The sequence below is a fragment of the Deinococcus proteolyticus MRP genome (assembly GCF_000190555.1).
GTDB lineage: Bacteria > Deinococcota > Deinococci > Deinococcales > Deinococcaceae > Deinococcus > Deinococcus proteolyticus.
The window spans coordinates 1,689,372-1,708,523 of sequence record NC_015161.1 but is presented as its reverse complement, the minus strand read 5'-3'; the positions used below and the strand labels follow the sequence as shown (position 1 = coordinate 1,708,523).

Annotated in this window: 20 protein-coding genes; 13 read left to right on the top strand and 7 right to left on the bottom strand. The window is 68.1% G+C overall.

The features are described from left to right. The 3 genes from ribD to DEIPR_RS08100 are packed head-to-tail and all read left to right on the top strand — an operon-like array spanning nt 1 to nt 3,022. The gene (gene ribD / locus DEIPR_RS08110) at nt 1-1,146 is read left to right on the top strand and encodes a bifunctional diaminohydroxyphosphoribosylaminopyrimidine deaminase/5-amino-6-(5-phosphoribosylamino)uracil reductase RibD (protein WP_049775118.1); all 1,146 of its coding nucleotides are present in this window, start codon (nt 1-3) and stop codon (nt 1,144-1,146) included. Further along, nucleotides 1,146-1,820, top strand: coding sequence for a riboflavin synthase (locus tag DEIPR_RS08105; protein ID WP_013615342.1), 675 nt, complete (start codon nt 1,146-1,148; stop codon nt 1,818-1,820). The genes ribD and DEIPR_RS08105 overlap by 1 nt, the downstream gene beginning before the upstream one ends. Then, nucleotides 1,820-3,022 carry a bifunctional 3,4-dihydroxy-2-butanone-4-phosphate synthase/GTP cyclohydrolase II gene (locus tag DEIPR_RS08100; RefSeq protein WP_013615341.1) on the top strand — a complete coding sequence of 401 codons (1,203 nt, stop codon included), beginning with the start codon at nt 1,820-1,822 and terminating at the stop codon, nt 3,020-3,022. The genes DEIPR_RS08105 and DEIPR_RS08100 overlap by 1 nt, the downstream gene beginning before the upstream one ends. A 62-nt stretch (nt 3,023-3,084) precedes the next feature. Here the strand turns inward: DEIPR_RS08100 and rimK are convergent, their stop codons facing one another. From rimK to DEIPR_RS08085, 3 genes are read right to left on the bottom strand one after another with little or no spacing between them, the layout of a single operon-like run. Next, a complete protein-coding gene (rimK, locus tag DEIPR_RS08095) occupies nt 3,085-4,011 on the bottom strand; it encodes a 30S ribosomal protein S6--L-glutamate ligase (protein ID WP_013615340.1) in 927 nt (308 codons plus the stop codon). Then, complete coding sequence (locus tag DEIPR_RS08090) at nt 4,008-4,505, bottom strand: ATP-dependent zinc protease family protein (RefSeq protein ID WP_013615339.1); 498 nt, start codon at nt 4,503-4,505, stop codon at nt 4,008-4,010. Before DEIPR_RS08090 ends, rimK begins: the two co-directional genes overlap by 4 nt. A gap of 36 nt (nt 4,506-4,541) precedes the next feature. Then, nucleotides 4,542-5,420, bottom strand: a complete 879-nt coding sequence (locus DEIPR_RS08085; protein WP_013615338.1) for a DMT family transporter — start codon at nt 5,418-5,420, stop codon at nt 4,542-4,544. A 63-nt stretch (nt 5,421-5,483) separates the two neighbouring features. Between DEIPR_RS08085 and DEIPR_RS08080 the strand changes: the two genes are divergently transcribed. After that, nucleotides 5,484-6,530, top strand: coding sequence for a hypothetical protein (locus tag DEIPR_RS08080; protein WP_013615337.1), 1,047 nt, complete (start codon nt 5,484-5,486; stop codon nt 6,528-6,530). A 108-nt stretch (nt 6,531-6,638) separates the two neighbouring features. Here DEIPR_RS08080 and lipA read toward each other — a convergent pair whose 3' ends face one another. Further along, nucleotides 6,639-7,688 carry a lipoyl synthase gene (lipA, locus tag DEIPR_RS08075; RefSeq protein ID WP_013615336.1) on the bottom strand — a complete coding sequence of 350 codons (1,050 nt, stop codon included), beginning with the start codon at nt 7,686-7,688 and terminating at the stop codon, nt 6,639-6,641. Beyond that, nucleotides 7,685-8,437: a lipoyl(octanoyl) transferase LipB gene (gene lipB / locus DEIPR_RS08070; protein WP_013615335.1), complete on the bottom strand. Its 753-nt coding sequence runs from the start codon at nt 8,435-8,437 to the stop codon at nt 7,685-7,687. Before lipB ends, lipA begins: the two co-directional genes overlap by 4 nt. Before the next feature lie 245 nt (nt 8,438-8,682). On the opposite strand from lipB, the gene DEIPR_RS08065 reads away from it, so the two are divergent. The 5 genes from DEIPR_RS08065 to DEIPR_RS08045 all read left to right on the top strand — a co-directional run bounded on the left by DEIPR_RS08065 (nt 8,683) and on the right by DEIPR_RS08045 (nt 12,353). Further along, nucleotides 8,683-9,339: an alpha/beta fold hydrolase gene (locus tag DEIPR_RS08065; protein WP_268094067.1), complete on the top strand. Its 657-nt coding sequence runs from the start codon at nt 8,683-8,685 to the stop codon at nt 9,337-9,339. A gap of 160 nt (nt 9,340-9,499) precedes the next feature. Next, the gene (gene rplS, locus DEIPR_RS08060) at nt 9,500-10,057 is read left to right on the top strand and encodes a 50S ribosomal protein L19 (RefSeq protein WP_013615333.1); all 558 of its coding nucleotides are present in this window, start codon (nt 9,500-9,502) and stop codon (nt 10,055-10,057) included. Nucleotides 10,058-10,183: 126 nt separating this feature from the next. Further along, nucleotides 10,184-10,642 carry a dCTP deaminase/dUTPase family protein gene (locus tag DEIPR_RS08055; RefSeq protein WP_013615332.1) on the top strand — a complete coding sequence of 153 codons (459 nt, stop codon included), beginning with the start codon at nt 10,184-10,186 and terminating at the stop codon, nt 10,640-10,642. A gap of 35 nt (nt 10,643-10,677) precedes the next feature. Further along, entirely contained in the window at nt 10,678-11,559 is an 882-nt protein-coding gene (locus tag DEIPR_RS08050; RefSeq protein WP_013615331.1) for an HAD hydrolase family protein, read from the top strand. Beyond that, nucleotides 11,556-12,353 carry an HAD hydrolase family protein gene (locus tag DEIPR_RS08045; RefSeq protein ID WP_013615330.1) on the top strand — a complete coding sequence of 266 codons (798 nt, stop codon included), beginning with the start codon at nt 11,556-11,558 and terminating at the stop codon, nt 12,351-12,353. Before DEIPR_RS08050 ends, DEIPR_RS08045 begins: the two co-directional genes overlap by 4 nt. A gap of 103 nt (nt 12,354-12,456) precedes the next feature. Here the strand turns inward: DEIPR_RS08045 and rpsI are convergent, their stop codons facing one another. Together rpsI and rplM are read right to left on the bottom strand one after the other, a co-directional pair. Beyond that, complete coding sequence (gene rpsI / locus DEIPR_RS08040) at nt 12,457-12,852, bottom strand: 30S ribosomal protein S9 (protein ID WP_013615329.1); 396 nt, start codon at nt 12,850-12,852, stop codon at nt 12,457-12,459. Continuing rightward, nucleotides 12,842-13,276 (bottom strand): 50S ribosomal protein L13, encoded by a 435-nt coding sequence (gene rplM / locus DEIPR_RS08035; protein WP_013615328.1) that lies wholly within the window; start codon nt 13,274-13,276, stop codon nt 12,842-12,844. Before rplM ends, rpsI begins: the two co-directional genes overlap by 11 nt. A 340-nt stretch (nt 13,277-13,616) precedes the next feature. Here rplM and mutS point away from each other — a divergent pair, with 340 nt between their 5' ends. From mutS to DEIPR_RS08015, 4 genes are all read left to right on the top strand, one after another. Beyond that, nucleotides 13,617-16,208: a DNA mismatch repair protein MutS gene (mutS, locus tag DEIPR_RS08030; RefSeq protein ID WP_013615327.1), complete on the top strand. Its 2,592-nt coding sequence runs from the start codon at nt 13,617-13,619 to the stop codon at nt 16,206-16,208. Between the two features lie 52 nt (nt 16,209-16,260). Next, nucleotides 16,261-16,698: a hypothetical protein gene (locus DEIPR_RS08025; RefSeq protein WP_041222014.1), complete on the top strand. Its 438-nt coding sequence runs from the start codon at nt 16,261-16,263 to the stop codon at nt 16,696-16,698. Nucleotides 16,699-16,775: 77 nt separating this feature from the next. Next, complete coding sequence (mutL, locus tag DEIPR_RS08020) at nt 16,776-18,449, top strand: DNA mismatch repair endonuclease MutL (RefSeq protein ID WP_013615325.1); 1,674 nt, start codon at nt 16,776-16,778, stop codon at nt 18,447-18,449. Between the two features lie 85 nt (nt 18,450-18,534). After that, nucleotides 18,535-19,125, top strand: coding sequence for a hypothetical protein (locus DEIPR_RS08015; protein ID WP_013615324.1), 591 nt, complete (start codon nt 18,535-18,537; stop codon nt 19,123-19,125). Nucleotides 19,126-19,152: the final 27 nt, after the last annotated feature.

Here is a 19,152-nt window from a genome sequence, read left to right as displayed (position 1 = left end):
ATGCCGAAGACAACTTTGAATGACCCCCCTGGAAGCGATGAGGACTTCATGGCCCAGGCCCTGGCCGAAGCGGCGCGGGGCCTGGGGCGCACCAGCCCCAACCCCCCGGTGGGCTGCGTGCTGGTGCAGCCGAACGGAAGTGGCGGCGAGGTCGTAGGGCGGGGGTTTCACCCCAGGGCCGGCGAACCTCACGCTGAGGTCTTTGCCCTCAGGGAGGCCGGCGAACGGGCGCGGGGAGCGACCGCCTACGTGACGCTGGAGCCGTGCAGTCACTTTGGCCGCACGCCGCCCTGTGCCGACGCCCTGATGGCCGCCGGCGTGGCCCGTGTGGTGGTGGCCGCCGGCGACCCCAACCCCCAGGTGAACGGGCGCGGGCTGGAGCGGCTGCGTGCGGCGGGTATCGCCGTGCAGACGGGCGTGCTGGAAGCGCAGGCGGTGCGCCAGCAGGCCGGGTTCCGTGCCCGGATGTTGCTGGGCCGGCCCTTTGTTATCTACAAGTACGCCATGACGCTGGACGGCAAGGTGGCCGCGCTCGAAGAAGGTGGCGGGAGCGAAGCCAACGGCGCCGTCACCGGCCCGGAAGCCCGCGCCCGTGTGATGGGCTGGCGCAATGAAGCCGACGCTATCGCGGTAGGCGTAGACACCCTTCTGACCGACGACCCGCAGCTCACCACGCGGGGCGTTGTGGGCGGCCGCGACCCCCGGCCGGTCATCTTCGACCGGCAGGGCCGCACGCCGCCCACGGCCCGCGCCCTGCGCCCTGGCGCTGTCGTCGTGACCGCGCCAGGGGCAGAGGCTCCGGCTCTGGCGGACGCGGGAGCCGTGCTGCTGCCGGCTGCCACCCTGGAAGAAGCCCTGCGCGGCCTGCATGACCTAGGGGTGTCCACCCTGCTGTTGGAAGGCGGCCCCACGCTGGCTTCGGCCTTTGCAGAGTCGGACCTGATAGACGAGGTCCGTGCCTTTATCGCGCCCAAGCTGCTGGGTGCCGGCCTCTCGCCGCTGGCCGGACCGCTGCGCCGGATGAACGCCGCTGGAATGCTGGACATGTATGCGCTGGAGCAGCTCGGGGCCGACATCCTGGTGTCCGCTTCCGTTCGCCGCGTGGCTGCCGAGCCCACGCCTTCTCCACGCACCGGAGGTGCCTGATGTTTACCGGAATCATTTCCCAGGTGGGCCGCGTCGCCCACTCCGAACAGAAAAACGGCGGGGTAAGCCTCCGCATCGCGCCGGCCGAGCTGTGGCCGGACCTGGAACTGGGCGAGAGTATCGCCTGCAACGGCACCTGCCTGACCGTCACCGACTGGGACGACACCACCTTCGGGGTGGACCTCAGTCAGGAAACCCTTGCCAAGACGGCTCCCCACTGGAACGCCGGGGACCTCCTGAACCTGGAGCGGGCCATGCGTGCTGGCGACCGCTTCGGCGGGCACATCGTGAGCGGGCACGTGGACGGCGTGGGCGAAATCGTGTCGGTCAGCCCGGCTGAAGGGGCTTACGTGATGGTGGTCCGTGCCCCTGACTTCCTGGCCCCGTACCTGATGCCCAAGGGCAGCATCACCGTAGACGGAGTGAGCCTGACCATCGTGGACAGCGGCGGGCCTGCGGGCAGCCGGCCCGACCTGGCCGAGAACGAATTTACCCTGTGGCTGGTGCCGCACACGCTGGAAGTGACCACCCTGCACGCCTGGGCACCGGGCCGGCCCGTGAACCTGGAAGCCGACCAGATGGCGAAGTACTTGGACCGCCTGCTGGCTTTCCGTGAGGGGCGCCGCAGCGTCGCCCCGGCCTCTAACCTCTCATCCCTTCAGGAGAACCTCTGATGACCCAGCTCGCTTCTATTCCCGAACTGCTTGAAGAACTGCGTGCCGGCCGCCCCATCGTGGTGGTGGACGACGAAAACCGCGAGAACGAGGGCGACCTGCTGATGCCGGCAGCCACGGCCACGCCCCACTGGGTCAACTTCATGGCCCGCGAGGGGCGCGGCCTGATTTGCGTGACCCTGACCGGCGACCGTGCCGAACGCCTGCGCCTGCACCCGATGGTGGACAGCAGCACCGACCCCAACGGCACCGCTTTCACTGTCAGTGTGGACCACCGCACCAACTCCACCGGCATTTCAGCCTTTGACCGCTCGGCCACCATTGCCGCCTTGCTGGCCGAGGACTCGCAGCCGGCCGATTTCCGCCGCCCGGGACACATTTTTCCGCTGGTGGCCCGCCCCGGCGGCGTGCTGCGCCGCGCCGGGCACACCGAAGCGGCCTGCGACTTTGCGCGGCTGGCGGGATTTGCGCCGGTGGGTGTGATTTGCGAAATCATGGGCGACGACGGCGAAATGTCGCGGCTGCCCGACCTGCTTGCTTTTGCCGAGCGCCACGAGCTGAAGGTGGGCAGCATTGAGGCACTGATTGCCTACCGCATGGAGCACGACCCCTTTATGCAGATTGAGGGCGAAGCTCGCCTGCCGACCGAGCACGGCGAGTTCCGTATCGTGGGCTTCCGCGACAGCCTCAGCGGGGCCGAGCATGTGGCGCTGGTGATGGGCGAGGTGGGCGGTCAGCAGGCCGGCCAGCCGCTGCTGGTGCGGGTCCACTCCGAGTGCCTGACCGGCGACGCCTTCCACTCGCTGCGCTGCGACTGCGGCCCGCAGCTGAACGCGGCGATGCGGGCGATTGCCGCCGAAGGCCGGGGCGCCATCATCTATTTGCGGCAGGAGGGCCGGGGCATCGGCCTGCTGAACAAGATTCGGGCTTACGCCCTGCAGGACCAGGGGGCCGACACCGTCGAGGCCAACTTGAAGCTCGGCTTTCCCGCCGACGCCCGCGACTTCGGTATCGGGGCGCAGATGCTGCACCTGCTGGGCGCCCAGCGGCTGCGCGTGATGACCAACAACCCCATGAAGCTGCATTCGCTGAGCGGCTTCGGGCTGGAAGTGACCGAGCGGGTGCCGCTGCACGTGGGCGAGGCCCCCGAAAACGCCGGCTACCGCCAGACCAAGCGCGAGAAAATGGGGCACTTGGACTGAAGGCAAGGGCCCCGCGCCAGACATTCTGCAGCGGGGCCTTCCGGTGGGGGGAACGGTACCTGTTACAGCACCGTATCCGACCCGCTCCACTGCCCGGCGCTGCGCTTGCCTTCGCGCTCAGCGTGGCGCTTTTCCAGGTAGGCCACGACGGCGTCGGCCACGTCCACGCCGCTGCTGCCCTCGATACCTTCCAGGCCCGGCGAGGAATTGACTTCCATGACCACCGGGCCGTTTTTGCTGCGCAGCAGGTCCACGCCGGCCACGTCCAGGCCCATCACGCGGGCAGCGTTCACGGCGGTCTGGGCTTCTTCCTCGCTGATATCCACCGGCAGTGCCCGGCCGCCCCGGTGCAGGTTGGAGCGGAACTCGCCCTCGGCAGCTTTACGCATCATGCTGGCGACCACCTCGCCGCCCACCACCAGGGCGCGGATATCCTCGCCGTCCGCCTCCTTCACGAATTCCTGCACCAGAATGTTGGCGTCCAGCTGCCGAAAGGCACTAATAACCGATTCGCCGGCCTTGCGGGTTTCGGCCAGCACCACGCCGCTGCCCTGGGTGCCCTCAATCAGCTTGACCACCAGCGGTGCGCCCCCCACGATGTCTATCAGGCCGTCAATGTCCTTGGTGGAGTGCGCGAAGCTGGTCACCGGCAGGCCGATGCCCTCGCGGGCCAGCAGCTGCAGGCTGCGCAGCTTGTCGCGTGAGCGGATGATGCTGACCGAGCCGTTCAGGGTCAGGGTGTGCATGGTTTCGAACTGCCGCACCACCGCGCCGCCGTAAAAGGTGTAGCTGGCCCCGATACGGGGAATCACTGCATCAAAATTCAGCTCCTCGCCGGCATAAATCACTTTGGGATGGCGGGAGGTGATGTTCATGTAGCAGCGCAGGTAATCCACCACCCGCACCTCGTGCCCCCGCTTGGCAGCTGCCTCGGCGAGGCGGCGGGTGGAGTAGAGTTCGGGGCCACGGGACAGAATTCCGATGTTCATGCTTGTTCCTTGGGGGGCTGGAAGGAGGACGGAAGGGAAAGGTAGGTGCGTGACACGTCCACCACGGCGCGGCCGGCGATGGCCTCGCGCCCCAGCAGCATGGGAAAGCGCATGTTCTCGCGGCCGGTCAGCGTGATTTCAATCGGCCAGCGCTGCCCGAACAGTTCCAGGTTGGTGCGGATCACGGGCCGCCGCTCGCTTTCGCCGTTGGAACTGGTCACGCGGCGGTAGTCCAGCAGCGGAGCCTGCACCTGCCGGGGCGGGGGTGGCTCGTGCTGCGTGAGTGGCCCTGGCCAGGGCAGCAGCAGGGTAAAGCGCACCCAGCGCTGACCGCCCAGCTCGAATTCCTCGCAGTGCTCGGCGTGCAGGGCCGAGGTCTTGGCGCCGGTATCCACCTTGACCCGCACCCGGGATACGCCCAGGTCGGGCAGGGTCACCCATTCTTTCCAGCCCAGGACATGCAGCGCATGGGTGGGGCGTGAAGCAATGGACATGAGGGGCATTGTACGCTGCGGCGGGTAGGCGGAGCGTCAGCTTTCGCCCGTGCTGCATGTGGGCACCGGGCGCCGTGCGGCCACCCCATTCAGGACCACGCTGCCCAGCACCAGCGCGGCGCCGACCAGCTGCACAGGAGTCAGCCAGGTGTGCAGGAACAGCATGTCCAGCAGTACGGCAGTCAGCGGGCTGAGGGGGGCCAGCAGGCCCACTTGCTGCACGGGCAGGCGGTTCAGCCCGCGTTGCCACAGCAGGGCCGCCAGCGCGGTGCCCACCAGGGTCATAAAGGTGAGCGCACCCCAGCCGGCCAGGTCTACGCCGGCCAGCGCCGGAGCCGCCGGCAGTGCGAAAGGCAGCAGCAGTGCCCCGCCCAGCGTCAGCTCCCAGGCCACTTGGTCCAGCGGGCGGGCGCCGGGGGGCGGTCCCCAGCGGCCAAACAGCACCGTGCCCAGCGCATTGACCAGCGCGAAGCCCAGCGCCAGCGCCAGCCCCAGCGCACTGAGGCGCTCGCCCCCGCTCAGGCTGATCAGCGCCACGCCGGCCAGCCCAGCGCCGGCCAGCGTCAGGTTCAGCCGGGTGGGCGCCTGCCCCAGCAGCGGCCAGGCCAGCAGCACCACCAGCATGGCGCTGCTGGCCCCCACGGTGGCTGCTACCCCGCCGGGCAGGTGCAGCGCTGCGCCGTACAGCAGCACGAAAAACAGGGCCTGGCGCAGCACGGCCAGCACGGCGACGCGGCCCCACCAGCCGTGCGGAGGCAAGCGGCGCGATAAGGCCAGCAGCACAAGCCCGGCCGGCAGGATACGGAGCGTGCCCAGCAGCAGCGCGGGCAGCTCGCTGACAAAAGTGGTGGTGAGCAGGTAGGTGGTGCCCCAAATCAGCGGTGCCAGGGCTGTCAGGAGCAGGTCGCGGTTCATGGAAGGGATTATGCGCCGTGCTGTGTGTAATTAGGCAGTCACACGCCGCGCTACAGTGAAGCTATGTTCCGGCTGGTGCTGGTGAACTTGGTGCTCGGTTGCTTGCTGGGCGCTGCCTTCCTGGCGACCCAGTCGGAGCCTGTGGAGCGCACGCAGCGCATCTGGGCGCAGGCCGGCACGGCGTTTGCGGCCCCCACGCCGCAGCCAGTGCAGTTCCCGAATCTGCCACTTCCTGCGGAGTATCTGCGGGAGCATTGCCGCGAATGCTTAGAAGCTCCAGCGTTTGCAGGCTCCAGCTACTCACATGAGGAACGGCAGCTCACCATCTATACCAATACCCGCGACCCACAGCAGCAACAGGCGGCTTACCGGGCAGCGCTGCGGTTCCGTGGCAAGGAATGGCAAGCTCAGGGCATGAACCTGGAGCGTCCGCATTTCGAGGTCAGGAAGTACAGTGCACTGCAATGGTTACAGGTGCGCTATCTGGCAACCCAGATACCAGGGTGGCTGGAAGGGACGGAAACTGGGGCCGGGTCATACGGTGAAGTGCAAGTGCCGCTCAAACAGTCGGCCAGCATCCCACAGGCCCGCGCCTTTGTGCGGAGCTACGGGGTCCCGGATGAGCTGGTGGGATTTGTCCAGGGAAAAGGGCTTTCTTCCCCGGAGTATTCACATCCGATGGTGGAAGCCGAAATTATTGCGCCCCGCCTCGTGGAGCAGGGCGAACGGATGCCGATTCGTCTGAGGCTGCTGTTTGAACGCTCCTTGCCCTTCTGTTTTCCGACTCCGGTGCCGCCCTGGCGTGTGGTGCGTCTGGATACCGAAGAGGTGGTGCGCCTGCGCGCAGAAACGGTCAGCGAAACCTACAGATGCTCTGCGTTCTTTGACCCGCCCCCCACACCTCCCGGCGAGTACCTGCTTCCAGAGAGCGGGCCTCTCCTATGGGACATGCGGGCAGATGACGGCCAACCTCTGGCTCCGGGGCGTTACGTGCTGCAAATGGAAGCACACTACGCGCGGCCCGCCGATTTCCTCTTTGAAGTCGTCGGGCCCGGCGGCAAGACACCGCTCAAGCGGGCGCAGTCGCTCTGGCACAGCTGGTTGTACTAGAGTGTTCGTTCTAAATACACCCTTCCCAGTCATGTGTAGCGAGTGACAAGACGGCAGAATGTCTGGCGCAGGCTTCCGGCTCCGGCGTTGTCAGAGCCGGAGCCTCTATCACAGCATGCTCAGTTCGCTGCCTTCCAGGTGCTTCAGGTGCCCCGGCAGGCCCTCATCGGCGTCCTGAAACACCTGCTCGGCCTTGTAGCTGGAGCGGCTCAGCGGACTGGCGACCACTTCGAGGAAGCCCAGGCCCAGGCCCTCGTCGCGGATTTCGTTGAACTCGGCGGGGGAGATATAGCGCTCCACCGGCAGGTGGTGCTGGGTGGGGCGCAGGTACTGCCCGAACGTCACCACGTCCACGCCCGCTGAGCGCAGGTCTTTCATCGCCTGGGTCACTTCTTCCCGTGTCTCGCCCAGGCCCAGCATGATGGAAGTCTTGGTGACCACGTCGGGGCGGTAAGCCTTGGCATGACGCAGCACCTCGATGGTCTGCCAGTAGCCGGCGCGGCGGTCACGCACCGGGTGGGTCAGGCGCTCCACCGTTTCCAGGTTCTGGGCGTAGGTGTCCACGCCGCTGTCCAGCACCAGCTCCACGCAGGCCTTGTTGCCGCCGAAGTCGGGGGTCAGGCTTTCCACGCGGGTGCCGGGGTTGGCCCGCTTGATCGCCGTGACCGTCTTGGCAAAGTGGTAAGCGCCGCCGTCGGGCAGGTCGTCGCGGTCCACCGAGGTCAGGACCACATACTTCAGGCCCATCAGCTGCACGCTCTCGGCCACCTTTTGCGGTTCTTCCAGGTCCAGCAGGCCGCGTGGGTTGCCGGTGTCCACCGCGCAGAACCGGCAGGCGCGGGTGCAGATGTGGCCCATCAGCATAAAGGTGGCGGTGCCCCGGCTCCAGCACTCCCCGATGTTGGGGCACATGGCTTCTTCGCACACGGTGTGCAGGCCATGCTCTTTCACGATGGAGCGCACTTCGCCGTATACCCCGCCCGAGGGCAGGCGCACTTTCAGCCACTCGGGCTTCTTGTCGCGGGTCTTGACGCTGTCTTTGCGGTAGATGCCGTTCTTGATGAAGGTGGGTTCCTTCTGCTGTGGGCCAGTCTGCTGTGAGCTGGTGTGCTGTGGACTGGTCTGCTGGGAATTGGCCGAGTGGTCAGGCTGGGTCATTGCGCGGACTCCTTTTGAGAAAGCTCCGGGGAGGAAAGTTCGGGAGGCAGGGAAGGGCGGGGCAGGCTGAAATCGTAGTCCCGGAAGGCGGCGCCGAACGCACGGGCCAGCGCGGCTTTGGCTGCGTCCATCTTGGCGCTGCGGCCCAGGCCGCGCAAGTCGTACTCGCGCTGCACGCTGGTCATCTGGGTGTCCTGCAACCCGCACGGCACAATCAGGTCAAAGTGGTGCAGGTTGGTCGCCACGTTCAGCCCGATACCATGCAGGGCCACATGCTGCTTGACCGCCACGCCGATGCTGGCAATTTTCTGGTCGCGGGTCAGACCGTTCACATCACGCGGCGACACGTACACGCCCGCGTAGCCGGGATTGGGGCGGGCGTCATCCAGGCCCAGCTCGGCCAGCGCTCCCACGGTCGCCGCTTCCAGCAGCCGCAGAAAATCGCGCACCCGCCGCCCCACCGGGAAAATGGCGTAGGCCACCAGCTGTCCGGGGCCGTGGTAGGTCACGTCGCCGCCGCGCTCGACCTCCAGCACCTCGATGCCTTGCCCGGTCAGATACTCGCGGGTCACCACAATGTTCTCGCCCTCGCGGGCCTTGCGGCCCAGGGTCAGTACCGGCGGATGTTCCACCAGCAGCAGGGTCGGTGTGCCGCCGGCCGCCACCTGAGCGTGGCACCGGTGCTGCACGTCCCAGGCCTGGCGGTAGGGCATCACGCCCAGGTCCAGCACGCCGAACGGCTGGCCCATAGCCGGCGGCGGTAAGGTCGCAGAAGTCAGGGTCACGTCAGGCATTGTAGGGCCGGGCCGGGGCCGCGTTGGTGGCGCTGTCCAGCTTGGCTGACAGCTTGGGATGGTGAATATGTACAGACTGATGCGTAAGCCATTTGGCCGAAGTGTGCCTTCCGGCCCGGCCTTAGCCTGAGGCAGGGCACCTACACGCCCCTGATGGCACGGCCTTACACGTTCGGAGGTTTGGCGCTGGCCCCACGCTGTTGCTCCTTTACGGTGGTCCTGGCTGCGTGAATTATTTGCGTCCAGTGGCGGATTTGTTGCCCGAATGGCACTGTATTTTGCCTGACCCACGCGCTGTAGGTGGTAGCAGTGGGGAGCCGCAGGGAGTCATGGGTGAACTGGCGGACCTGGAAAGTCTCCGCGAAAGTCTGGGGTTGCGAAGCTGGAGTGTCCTTGGTCACTCCTGGGGCGCGGACCTGGGGCTGGCCTATGCCCTTGAGTATCCCGGGTGCGTACAGCGGCTGGTCTGCCTTGCTGGGACAGGCAGGCACAACGACCGCGACTGGAGCGCGGCGTATCAAGCCAGCAAACACTTGGAAGCCGAGTTTCGTGTGGAATGGAACGGAGCCGTTGGGCAGGCTCTTCTCACGGATTGGCGGCAGTACGTCAAGCAACCTACGCTTCTGGGACGATTGGCTCGCTTGAAGGTTTCAGTGACCTTCCTGCACATGGAGCGCGATATCCGTCCGCCCTGGTTCGTGCGGCAATTGGCCGAACTGCTTCCAGAGGGCCGCTTTGCTGAACTGCCAGGAGCGGGGCATTATGCCTGGCTGACGCACGGGCCGCAGCTACAAGAGGCGCTTGCCTGCGCCCTAACGCCCGGAGCATGTCCGCACTGCTCCCCCACTTCCCCTTGAGCCCGCTCCCCGCGCCGCGTATAGTAGGAAGGTCTGCCCCATCTATATGGGTGCGTTCCGTCAAGAATGTCTCGGCCCGCCGCCGCCGCCCCGCGCTGCCCGGCAGGTACACCCCAAATCCCACACCAGAGACAGTCCGCTGACCCCAAGAGGAGTTCTTATGACCAAAGTGAACCGTGGCGACATCCTGCGCGCCGTCGAGCAGCCCCACATCCGCCAGGGCCTCCCTGACTTTCAGCCCGGCGACACCGTGCGCGTCACCACCAAGGTGGTGGAAGGCAACCGTACCCGTAACCAGGCCTTCGACGGCGTCGTGATTGCCATCAACGGCTCGGGCAGCCGCAAGAGCTTTACCGTCCGCAAGATTTCTTTCGGTGAAGGTGTGGAGCGCGTGTTTCCCTTTTCCAGCCCCCGCCTGGACTCCATTCAGGTGCTGGAGCGCGGTAAAGTGCGCCGCGCCAAGCTGTACTACCTGCGTGAACTGCGCGGTAAGGCCGCCCGCATCAAGTCTGACCGCAGCCGCGTGATGAAGGACGCCGAAGTGGCCAAGGTGGAGCGCGAGAAGGCCGACGCTGCCGCCGTGGAAGCCAAGGCCCAGGCAGAAGCCCAGGCTGCTGCCGAAGCGGCCCAGGCCGAGCAGGCCAACGCCACCGACGCCCAGGCTGCCGAAGCCGCTCCCGGTGAAGCCGGCGCGGAAGGCACCACCGAACAGGCCTAAGCTTTTTCGCCTGACAGGCCCGTCCTCCTGGTGGGGGCGGGCTTTTTTTGGGCTCTGGCCGCTCAGCCGCGGACATTCGGCCCCCTGGACTACTCTTGGGCCGCGCCGCCCCGTAGACTCCTGCTCATGCGTGGTTTTCAGCTTGTTTCCGCTCAGTACCGCCAGCACCCGGACGCCCAGATTCCGCTGCCCCGGCGCGGCACCCGGCACTCGGCCGGCTACGATTTCGTGACGCCTGCGGCGTTCACCGTGGCCCCCGGCGAGATGGTGCGGGTCGCGACCGATGTGAAGGCGTACATGGGACCCGGCGAGGTGCTGCAGCTGTACGTGCGCTCCAGCGCCGGCCTGCGGGGGCTGGTGCTCGCCAACACGGTGGGCATCGTGGACGCCGACTATTACGGCAACCCGGACAACGACGGCAACATCATCCTGGCGCTGCGCAACCTGGGCGCGGAGCCGTTCACGGCCCAGGCCGGCGACCGCGTCGCGCAGGGAGTGTTCGTGCCCTACCTGCTGGCCGACGGCGACGACGACCTGGAGGGGGGAGAGGTGCGGACCGGCGGCTACGGTCATACGGGCCGCTGACGCGGTGCTCTTGCGGCCGGCCTAGACTGGGACCCATGAAGTCTGAACGTACGCGGCCAGTCCGTCTCCCCCTGCTGCTGGCTTTCGACCTGGACGGCACGCTGGTGCCGGAGCTGGGGGGCGAAGTTCCGGCAGACACGGCCCAGGCGCTGCGGCGGCTGCACCGGCTGGGCGTGCAGTTGGCCGTGATTACTGGGCGCGACCTGGTGCCGCCCGCCATTGCCGGGGCTGCGCCGTTCGCGGCCCTGGCCTCGCAGAATGGGGGCCGGGTGGAAATCGGCGGGCAGCTGCACAGCTCGTCACAGTTCACCGGCGCCGAGCTGGAAGCCATTTTGGCCCACGAACTGGACGGTGCCCGCCTGATTCTGTATTCGGAAGGCCTACTGTATCTGGATTTGCCCGCAGGCGAGCAGTTGCCCGACTGGATCGTCACGCGGGGGCACCGGCCACTGGCAGAGGCCCGGGGCCGCGCCATTGAAAAGGTGGGATTTTTTCACCCCGGTGTGGCGGGTCATGCCGAGCGGCTGCGGGCCACTCAGCCGCAGCTGGTGCTGACCGGCGCACAGCCGCCCTACGAGCAGTACCTCACCGTGACGCCGCGGGGCGCGCACAAGGGCGCGGCCCTGAGCCTGCTGGCCGAGGCGCTGGACATCCCGCTGGAGCGCACCATCGTCTTCGGTGACACCGACAATGACATCGCCATGTTCGAGGTGGCCGGCTACGCGGTGCAGTCAGGTGACCTGCCGCTGCTGGCCCAGCATGCCGACGAGCAGATCAGCGGTCCGCAGGCACTGGCGGACTGGCTCTGTGCGCTGGCGGACAGTCTGGAAGCCCACGACCCGGAAGCACAGGGTCCGGAAGCACAGAGCCCAGAGGTGCCGACTCCGGAAGTGCAGGGCGCGGAGGTGCAGGCGTGACCCGGCCCGGACCGAGAAGGCTCAGGCCGCAGGGCCTGCCGCTGCTGCTGGCCTTCGACTTCGACGGCACCCTGGTGCCCGACGGCCGCCCAGAATTGCCTGCCGACCTGCCTGCGGTGCTGCGCCGCCTCAGCGAACAGGGCGTGCGGCTGGCGGCCATCACCGGGCGCGACGTGCTGCCCCCGGGCATCGAGGACGCGGTGCCCTTTGACGGCGTTGCTACCCAAAACGGCGGCCACGTGGAGGTGGGCGGCGCGGTCAAGCAGGCCCTGTACTTCAGCGACGAGGAGCTGGAGGCGGTGCTGGCCCACAGCATGCAGGGCGTGCGCCTGATGATGTTCAGCGGCGGGCAGATGTACGTGGACCTGCCGGAAGGTCAGGTGCCCACCACCCAGCAGCTGGCCCGCAACCCCAGGCCCGTGGCCGAGATTCCACGCGGCCGGGTCCAGAAAGTGAACTTTTTCCACGAGGGTGTGGCGGGGCACGCCGCGCACCTGCGCGGGCACCCGGCCGGCTTTACCGTGACCGGGGCGCAGCCGCCCTATACCCAGATGATGACCGTGACTCCCAAGGGCGCGCACAAGGGCGCGGGCATAGAGTTGCTGGCCCGCGAACTGGGGGTGCCGCTCTCCCGCACCATCGTCTTTGGCGACAGCGACAACGACCTGGCCATGTTCGGGGTGGCCGGCTACGCGGTGCAGGTGGGCGACCTGCCACTGCTGGCCGAGCATGCCGACGAGAGGATAGAGAGGCCGGAAGTGCTGGGGGCGTGGTTGGAGGGGTTGAGGGTCTGAAAGTCTAAGGGTCTGAGGGTCTAAGAAATACTTTATGCCCTTACACCCAACCAAAAAAACCCCGCCCAGCGGGCGGGATTTCTTTTTCCAGCGTAAGGAAATCTTAGCGCTTGGAGAACTGGGGAGCGCGGCGGGCCTTTTTCAGGCCGTACTTCTTGCGCTCGACTTCGCGGGCGTCGCGGGTCAGCAGGCCGTGGGGCTTGAGCGCAGTGCGGAAGTCGGGGTTGCTCTGCACCAGAGCGCGGGCGATGCCCAGCTTGATGGCGTCGATCTGGCCGCTGGGGCCGCCGCCGCGCACGGTGATCACGGTGTCGTAGCGGCCGGCGGTGCCGGTTTCCTTGAAGCCTTGCAGCGCCTGGAACGCACGCAGCACGCCCTGGAAGTAGCTCTGGAAATCCTTACCGTTCACGGTGATTTTGCCTTCGCCGGGGCGCAGGAACACGCGGGCCACGGCGGACTTACGGCGGCCAGTGCCGTAGAACTGTTCATTAGCGGGCATGTTGAACCTCGATAACCTGGGGTTGTTGGGGGGCGTGGGGGTGCTTGTCGCCGGCGTAGACCTTCAGGCGGCTGTGCATGGCGCGGCCCTGACGGCCCTTGGGCAGCATGCCGTACACGGCACGCTCAATCACGCGCTCGGGGTGCTTGGCCAGGGCTTCGCGGGCGGTTTCGGTGCGCAGGCCGCCCTGGTAGCCGGTGTAGCGGGTGTACACCTTGTCGTCCAGCTTCTTGCCGGTCAGCACGACCTTCTCGGCGTTCAGGACAATCACGAAGTCGCCCTGAATCATGTTGGGGGTGAAGTCGGGGCGGTGCTTGCCACGGATGCGGCTTGCGACCAGCGTCGCCAGGCGGCCCAGGGGAACGCCGGCGGCGTCCACCACGACCCAGTTCTGCTCATCGTTTTTGGGGATGTAGGTTTTCACCTTGTACTCCAGTGGAAAAGTGGGATTTCTGCGCTGCCGACGCTCAGCCGGAAGGCAGATGGGGTTGGCGGTTGGTTTGCGCGTCGCCTGCGCTTCGGGGCAGAAGCGGCAAAGGCGGGAAACCTCCGGGTGCCGGCCCGGCGTCTCGGCCCTACCAAGCACGAAACACTAAAGGAGAGTCTATCAGGCGGCGGGGCGTGGGGGCAATGGCCCTGGCAGGGTGACTGCTGCTGCGCTGGGCTGCCGGGCGCCGGTCCCACCAACCACCGGCCCACCAACCACCCGTCCAACCACCGGGTGCCTCCCATTTCTGGCGGCGTGGGGGCGTTAGCATCGGGCAATGCCTGCTGGCCGTCCCAGAACATCCAAGTCCTCCAATCTGACCCCTGCCCAGGTTCCGGCCCATACGCTCAAAGGCACCGGCTCCGGCACCTTGCCGCCGATGCTGCAGCAGTACGTGGCCATGCGCGACGAGGTGCAAGAAGAGTTTCCGGGCGCGCTGCTGCTGTTTCAGGTGGGTGACTTTTACGAGACGTTCGGGGAAGACGCCGAGCGGGCCGCAAGGCTGCTGGGACTGGCGCTGACCCACAAATCCAGCAAGGACTTTTCCACGCCGATGGCGGGCGTGCCGGTACGGACGCTGGACGCCCAGATAGAAAAGCTGCTCGGCCAGGGGGTGCGGGTGGCGGTGGCCGACCAGGTGGAAGAACCGGGCAGCGGCCTGGTGGCCCGCGAGGTCACGCAGCTGCTGACTCCCGGTACCCTGACCGACTCGCGCTGGCTGAGTGCCGACGAAAACTATCTGGCGGCGGTGGCGACCGGCGAAGGCTACGCCCTGGCGCTCCTGGACGTGTCCACCGGCGAATTTCGCTGCGCCGCCTTTCACACCCGCACCGCGCTCTACGACGAACTGTCGCGCTGGCGCACCCGCGAGGTGCTGCTGGCCCCGGAGCTGTCGGGCAACGGCGCGCTGCTGGCCGATTTCCAGAGCCGGTTCGCGGTGATGCTCTCGCCGGCCAACTTCGATGAGGCAGCCGCTGAGGCCGAGCTGCAGGCTGTGCTGGGCGAGCTGCCGGGCACCCTGGATTCGCCGGCGCTGCGGCGCGCCTGCGGAGCCGTGCTGGGCTACGCCCGCCTGACCCAGCAGGGGCGGCTGGAGATGGTGCGGCGGCTGACCCGCTTTCAGCCCGGGGCGCACATGGCCCTGCCCGACAGTACGCTGCGGGCGCTGGAAGTGTTCGCGCCGCACTCGCCGCAGGGCCTCAGCCTGATGGACGTGCTGTGCGAGACCCGGACCGCTGGGGGCCGCCGCCGGCTGCGGGCCTGGCTGCGCGCACCGCTGCTGGACGCCCTGAGCATCGCCGCGCGGCAAGACGGGGTGGAAACCCTGTTCGCCCGCGCCGACCTGCGGGCTGGGGTCCGCGCCCTGCTGTACCGCGCCCACGACCTGGAACGGCTGGCCGCCCGCGTGTCCACCCGCCGCGCCGTTCCGCGTGAGGTGGCGGCGCTGGCCCGCACGCTGGAGCTGCTGCCCGAGGCCGTGGGGCTGCTGCACCCTTACGGCGGCCTGTTGGGCGGCGTCCGCGCCCGGCTCGAAGCGCTGCCCGACGTGGTGCAGGCCATCCGGGGAGCGCTGGTGGACGAGCCGCCCATCCGCGCCGGCGAAGGCGGCCTGATTCGGGAAGGCTACAGCGCCGAGCTGGACACCCTGCGCGCCGAAGCCCTGGCCCACCGCGCCTATCTGGCCGACCTGGAAGTCACCGAGCGGGAGCGTACCGGCATCCCCAGCCTGAAGGTGGGCTTCAACGGTGTGTTCGGCTATTACCTGGAAGTGACCCGCGCCCACCTGGACCGCGTGCCGCCCGACTACCATCAGGTGGCGACCCTCAAGGACCGCGCCCGCTTTACCCGCCCCGACCTGCGTGAGCGTGAGCGCGAAATTGCCCGGCTGGACGCGGCAGCGGCGGCGCTGGAGCTGCAAGTGTTCACCGAGCTGCGGGCCACGCTGGCTGCCCATGCCGACGCCCTGGCCGAAGCGGCCGGTGCCCTGGCCGAGCTGGACGTGCTGGCCGCCCTGGCCGAGGTGGCCGCCGGGCGCGGCTGGGTGCGCCCCGTGCTGGACGAAACAGGGCAGCTGCAGCTGACGCAGGCGCGGCATCCGGTGGTGGAGTACGCGCTGTCGCAGGGAGGGCAGGGCGGCAGCTTTGTCCCCAACGACGCGGCGCTGGGGCCGGGCTGCCACACCCTGCTGCTGACCGGGCCCAACATGGCCGGCAAAAGCACCTATCTGCGCACCGTGGCGCTGGCGGCGCTGCTACACCAGATTGGCGCGTTCGTCCCGGCTGAAAGTGCCGCGCTGCCCGTCTACGATGCCATTCACACCCGCATCGGGGCCAGTGACGACCTGGCGGGAGGCCGCTCCACCTTCATGGTGGAGATGACCGAGCTGGCGACCATCCTGCACGGGGCGACTTCACAGAGCCTGGTGATTCTGGACGAGGTGGGACGCGGCACCTCTACCCTGGACGGCCTCGCTATCGCGCAGGCGGCGCTGGAGCATCTGCACGGCTGCGGGGCGCACACGCTGTTCGCCACCCACTATTTCGAGCTGACCCGGCTGGACGCCGAACTGCCGGGCCTGGTCAACCTGCACGTGGCCGCCGAAGAGGCGGGCGGCAACCTCACCTTTTTCCACCAGGTGATTCCCGGCGCGGCCCGCCAGAGCTACGGCGTCGAGGTGGCCCGCCTGGCCGGGCTGCCCGCGCAAGTGGTGGGCCGCAGCGCCGAGCTGCTGGCGGCCCTGAGCGTGCAGGGCGACGACCGCGCCATCCGCCAGGAGCTGGCGACGCTGGACCTCTCGCGCCTGACGCCGCTGGAAGCGCTGGCGGTGCTGCACCGGTGGAAGCGGGGAAGTGGGGCAGAGGAGAGTTAAACCACCTCATGCCGTCAGGCCCGCTTCAGTTGTCCCGGCTATGGTGGGCGGTATGAACCTCCGCTCGCCGTGGCCCCCTCTGCTGCTGTCGCTGACGATGCTGGCGAGTTGCTTTGTGGGCGGCAGCCCCGGCAATCTGGCTGTCAAGCAGGGGCTGACCCTACTGGGCCAAGCTGGAGCGCACAGCGACCCGGCCACCAACTTCGTGACCAACGGCGTGGCGATGGACGAGGGGCGAGCCATTTACGTGCCTATGCTGGTCAGCTACAAAACTGTAACCGACCTTGATGCGGCGGCGCAGGCCTGGGACGCCGCTCACCCGCCCGACCCTACCGCGCCCGCTGGTTTTCACTCCAATCCCTACCGCGAAATGCTGGACACCGTGCAGCGCGACGCTGACCAGTTCGCCGGGGGCGACGTGGACCGGCTGGGCAACCTGTGGGAGTACTTCTCCAGCTTCTGGTTCTTTCAGCGGCAGGGGGAGAGCTGACTGGGAGTGGTCGCTACGTAAATAACATATTGGCACCACACTCCTGCTCGCCTCCCCGCGCTAGCCTGTCAGGGCCGATGACCGATGTGCCCCACATTCGCCTGCTGCCGCCCGAAGTCGCCCGCCAGATTGCGGCCGGCGAGGTGGTGTCGCGCCCGCTGGACGTGCTGCGCGAACTGCTGGAAAATGCGCTGGATGCGGGCGCAACCCGGCTGGAAATAGAGGTCGAAGGCGGCGGCCTGCGCCGGGTGGCTGTGCGCGACAACGGGCGCGGGATTCCCGCTGGCGAGGTGGGCCTGGCCCCGCTGCGGCACGCCACGTCCAAGCTACCGGGCGGACTGGACGAGGTGTCTACCCTGGGCTTCCGGGGCGAGGCGCTCTGGGCAGCGGCACAGGCCGGCACGCTGACCCTGCTGACCCGCCCGGCGGCGCAGGTGGGAGCCACGCTGCTCACGGCGCAGGGGGACGCGGTCGAGGTGGCGCGGGCCTCGGCTCCGGCAGGAACCACAGCGGCGGTGGAGGGACTGTTCGCAGCCATGCCGGCCCGGCTGCGGGCGCAGGCCCCGGCGGCGGCCGAGGTGCGCGAGATGGTGGCGCTGCTGGGCCGCTATGTGCTGCACCATCCGGAACTTTCCTGGCGGCTGGCGGTGGACGGCGAGATTCGCCTGGGCCACGCGCCCGGCGATTTCCGGGGTGGGGTGGCGACCGTGTACGGCCCGGTCAGCGCCAACCGCGTGCTTGCGGTCGAGGCCGCCGGTATCGCCGGGGTGATTTCGCGCCCGGAGCTGACCCGTGCCCGGCGCGACCGGCTGCACTTTGCGGTCAATGGCCGCCCGGTGCAGCCCCCCGCCGACCTGGAAGAAGCGGTGCTGGCCGGCTACGGCGAACTGCTGCCGTCCGGCGCGGCGCCGTTGACCGTGCTGAACCTCAGCGTGCCGCCTGCCGAGCACAACCCCAACATTCACCCCAGCAAGCAGCTGGTGGCCCTGGCGGAGCTGCCCGCGCTGGCCGAGCAGGTGCGGGCGGCGGTGGCGCAGGCCCTGGCCGGAGTGCCGCATGTGCGGGCGCTGCCGGACCTGCGTGTGCCGGCGGAAAGTGCGCCCGGTGCGGTGCAGGATCCTGCTGAACTGCGCCAGGGCACATTCCCTGAGATGCGGCTGCTGGGGGTGTATCAGGAGCTGTACCTGCTGGCCGAATCGGAGGGCGACCTGTGGGTGATTGACGGCCACGCGGCCCACGAACGCGCCCTGTACGAGCGGTTGCAGCGCGGCGTGGCCGAGTTGCCGCCCTTCGAGCTGCCCGCGCCGGAACTGCTGCACCTGACCCCCGAGCAGGCGGCGCGGCTGGAAGAGCGGGCGGCGGCGCTGGCGGCCTGGGGCCTGGTCATCGAGCCGTTCGGTGCGGGGCCGGTGGGCGGGCGGCTGGCGCGGCTGCGCTCCTTGCCGGCGTCCCTGGCGGCGCTGCCAGTGGCGGACCTGAATGCCCATGTGGTGGATATCGCCCTGGGGGATACCGACGACCCGCAGCGCACCCTGCTGGCGCGCCTGGCCTGCTTGCCTGCCCTCAAAGCCGGGCGCCTGGACGACCAGAACGGGGCTGAGGTGCTGGCGATGCTCGCGCAGTGCAGCCAGCCCTGGGCCTGCCCTCACGGGCGCCCCACCACTCTGCGCCTGAGCGAGCGCGACCTGGCCCACACCTTCGGGCGGCGCGGGGTGAGGGATGTGGCGCGGGGACGGGACACGGGCGAATGAGCCTGCCGAGCTGAAAGGCTCTTACCGCCGTCTCTCATTCGTTCGCTAGCCTGCGCCTGCCCGCCCCCCTCGCCGTACCGCCCTGGTGTGGGCTGCCCTGGGTCTGCTGACCGCTGCGCTGCTGTGGGGGGTGGCGTGGGTGGAGCTACCTAGCATTGGCCTAAGCCTCAGCGATGCGGACGCGCATCCCTACGCGGCGGCAGACCGCGTGAGCCTGGGCCTGGGCGCGTGGCACACCTTCTTCGGCGCAGACCCGCATGTGGGGCCTTACTTCACTTATCCGCTGCTGTGGAGCTGGGCGACTGTGGCGGCTCTGGTGTCCTTCCTGGCCCTGCCCCGCTCGGCAGGCACCCGCCCAGTAGGCTGGGCCTATGCGCTTACAGCGGCAGGGTTGCTCTTGGCAGGCGTGATGCTGCTGCCCTACGCTTCGCAGGAAATCAATGCGATCTTTGGGGCCTCACCGCAAGACGGCCCCCGCACGCTGTCAGGCTTCGGGCCCTACCTGGCGGCGGAGGCGTGCAGCAACTGGATAGAGGGCACAGGCTGCACCGCCTGGGACAAGATGCAGGTCATCAATCCTGCATGGCTGGGCCTGATAGGGGTCACGCTTGCGCCGCTGCTGGGGCTGTTTGGAGCTGCGGTTAGAAGTCGGAGCGCTGGCCCAGCGCTTCCTTGACGCTCTCCTGAGAAGGCCAGCTTTCGA

Coding starts and splice junctions, on each gene's coding strand:
- DEIPR_RS08055 (WP_013615332.1), top strand. CDS start 10,184: ATGCGTGGTTTTCAGCTTGTTTCCGCTCAGTACCGCCAGCACCCGGAC.
- DEIPR_RS08105 (WP_013615342.1), top strand. CDS start 1,146: ATGTTTACCGGAATCATTTCCCAGGTGGGCCGCGTCGCCCACTCCGAA.
- lipB (WP_013615335.1), bottom strand. CDS start 8,437: ATGGGCCAGCCGTTCGGCGTGCTGGACCTGGGCGTGATGCCCTACCGC.
- mutL (WP_013615325.1), top strand. CDS start 16,776: ATGACCGATGTGCCCCACATTCGCCTGCTGCCGCCCGAAGTCGCCCGC.
- mutS (WP_013615327.1), top strand. CDS start 13,617: ATGCCTGCTGGCCGTCCCAGAACATCCAAGTCCTCCAATCTGACCCCT.
- DEIPR_RS08100 (WP_013615341.1), top strand. CDS start 1,820: ATGACCCAGCTCGCTTCTATTCCCGAACTGCTTGAAGAACTGCGTGCC.
- rimK (WP_013615340.1), bottom strand. CDS start 4,011: ATGAACATCGGAATTCTGTCCCGTGGCCCCGAACTCTACTCCACCCGC.
- DEIPR_RS08090 (WP_013615339.1), bottom strand. CDS start 4,505: ATGTCCATTGCTTCACGCCCCACCCATGCGCTGCATGTCCTGGGCTGG.
- DEIPR_RS08025 (WP_041222014.1), top strand. CDS start 16,261: ATGAACCTCCGCTCGCCGTGGCCCCCTCTGCTGCTGTCGCTGACGATG.
- rplS (WP_013615333.1), top strand. CDS start 9,500: ATGACCAAAGTGAACCGTGGCGACATCCTGCGCGCCGTCGAGCAGCCC.
- rpsI (WP_013615329.1), bottom strand. CDS start 12,852: ATGCCCGCTAATGAACAGTTCTACGGCACTGGCCGCCGTAAGTCCGCC.
- DEIPR_RS08050 (WP_013615331.1), top strand. CDS start 10,678: ATGAAGTCTGAACGTACGCGGCCAGTCCGTCTCCCCCTGCTGCTGGCT.
- ribD (WP_049775118.1), top strand. CDS start 1: ATGCCGAAGACAACTTTGAATGACCCCCCTGGAAGCGATGAGGACTTC.
- DEIPR_RS08085 (WP_013615338.1), bottom strand. CDS start 5,420: ATGAACCGCGACCTGCTCCTGACAGCCCTGGCACCGCTGATTTGGGGC.
- lipA (WP_013615336.1), bottom strand. CDS start 7,688: ATGACCCAGCCTGACCACTCGGCCAATTCCCAGCAGACCAGTCCACAG.
- DEIPR_RS08080 (WP_013615337.1), top strand. CDS start 5,484: ATGTTCCGGCTGGTGCTGGTGAACTTGGTGCTCGGTTGCTTGCTGGGC.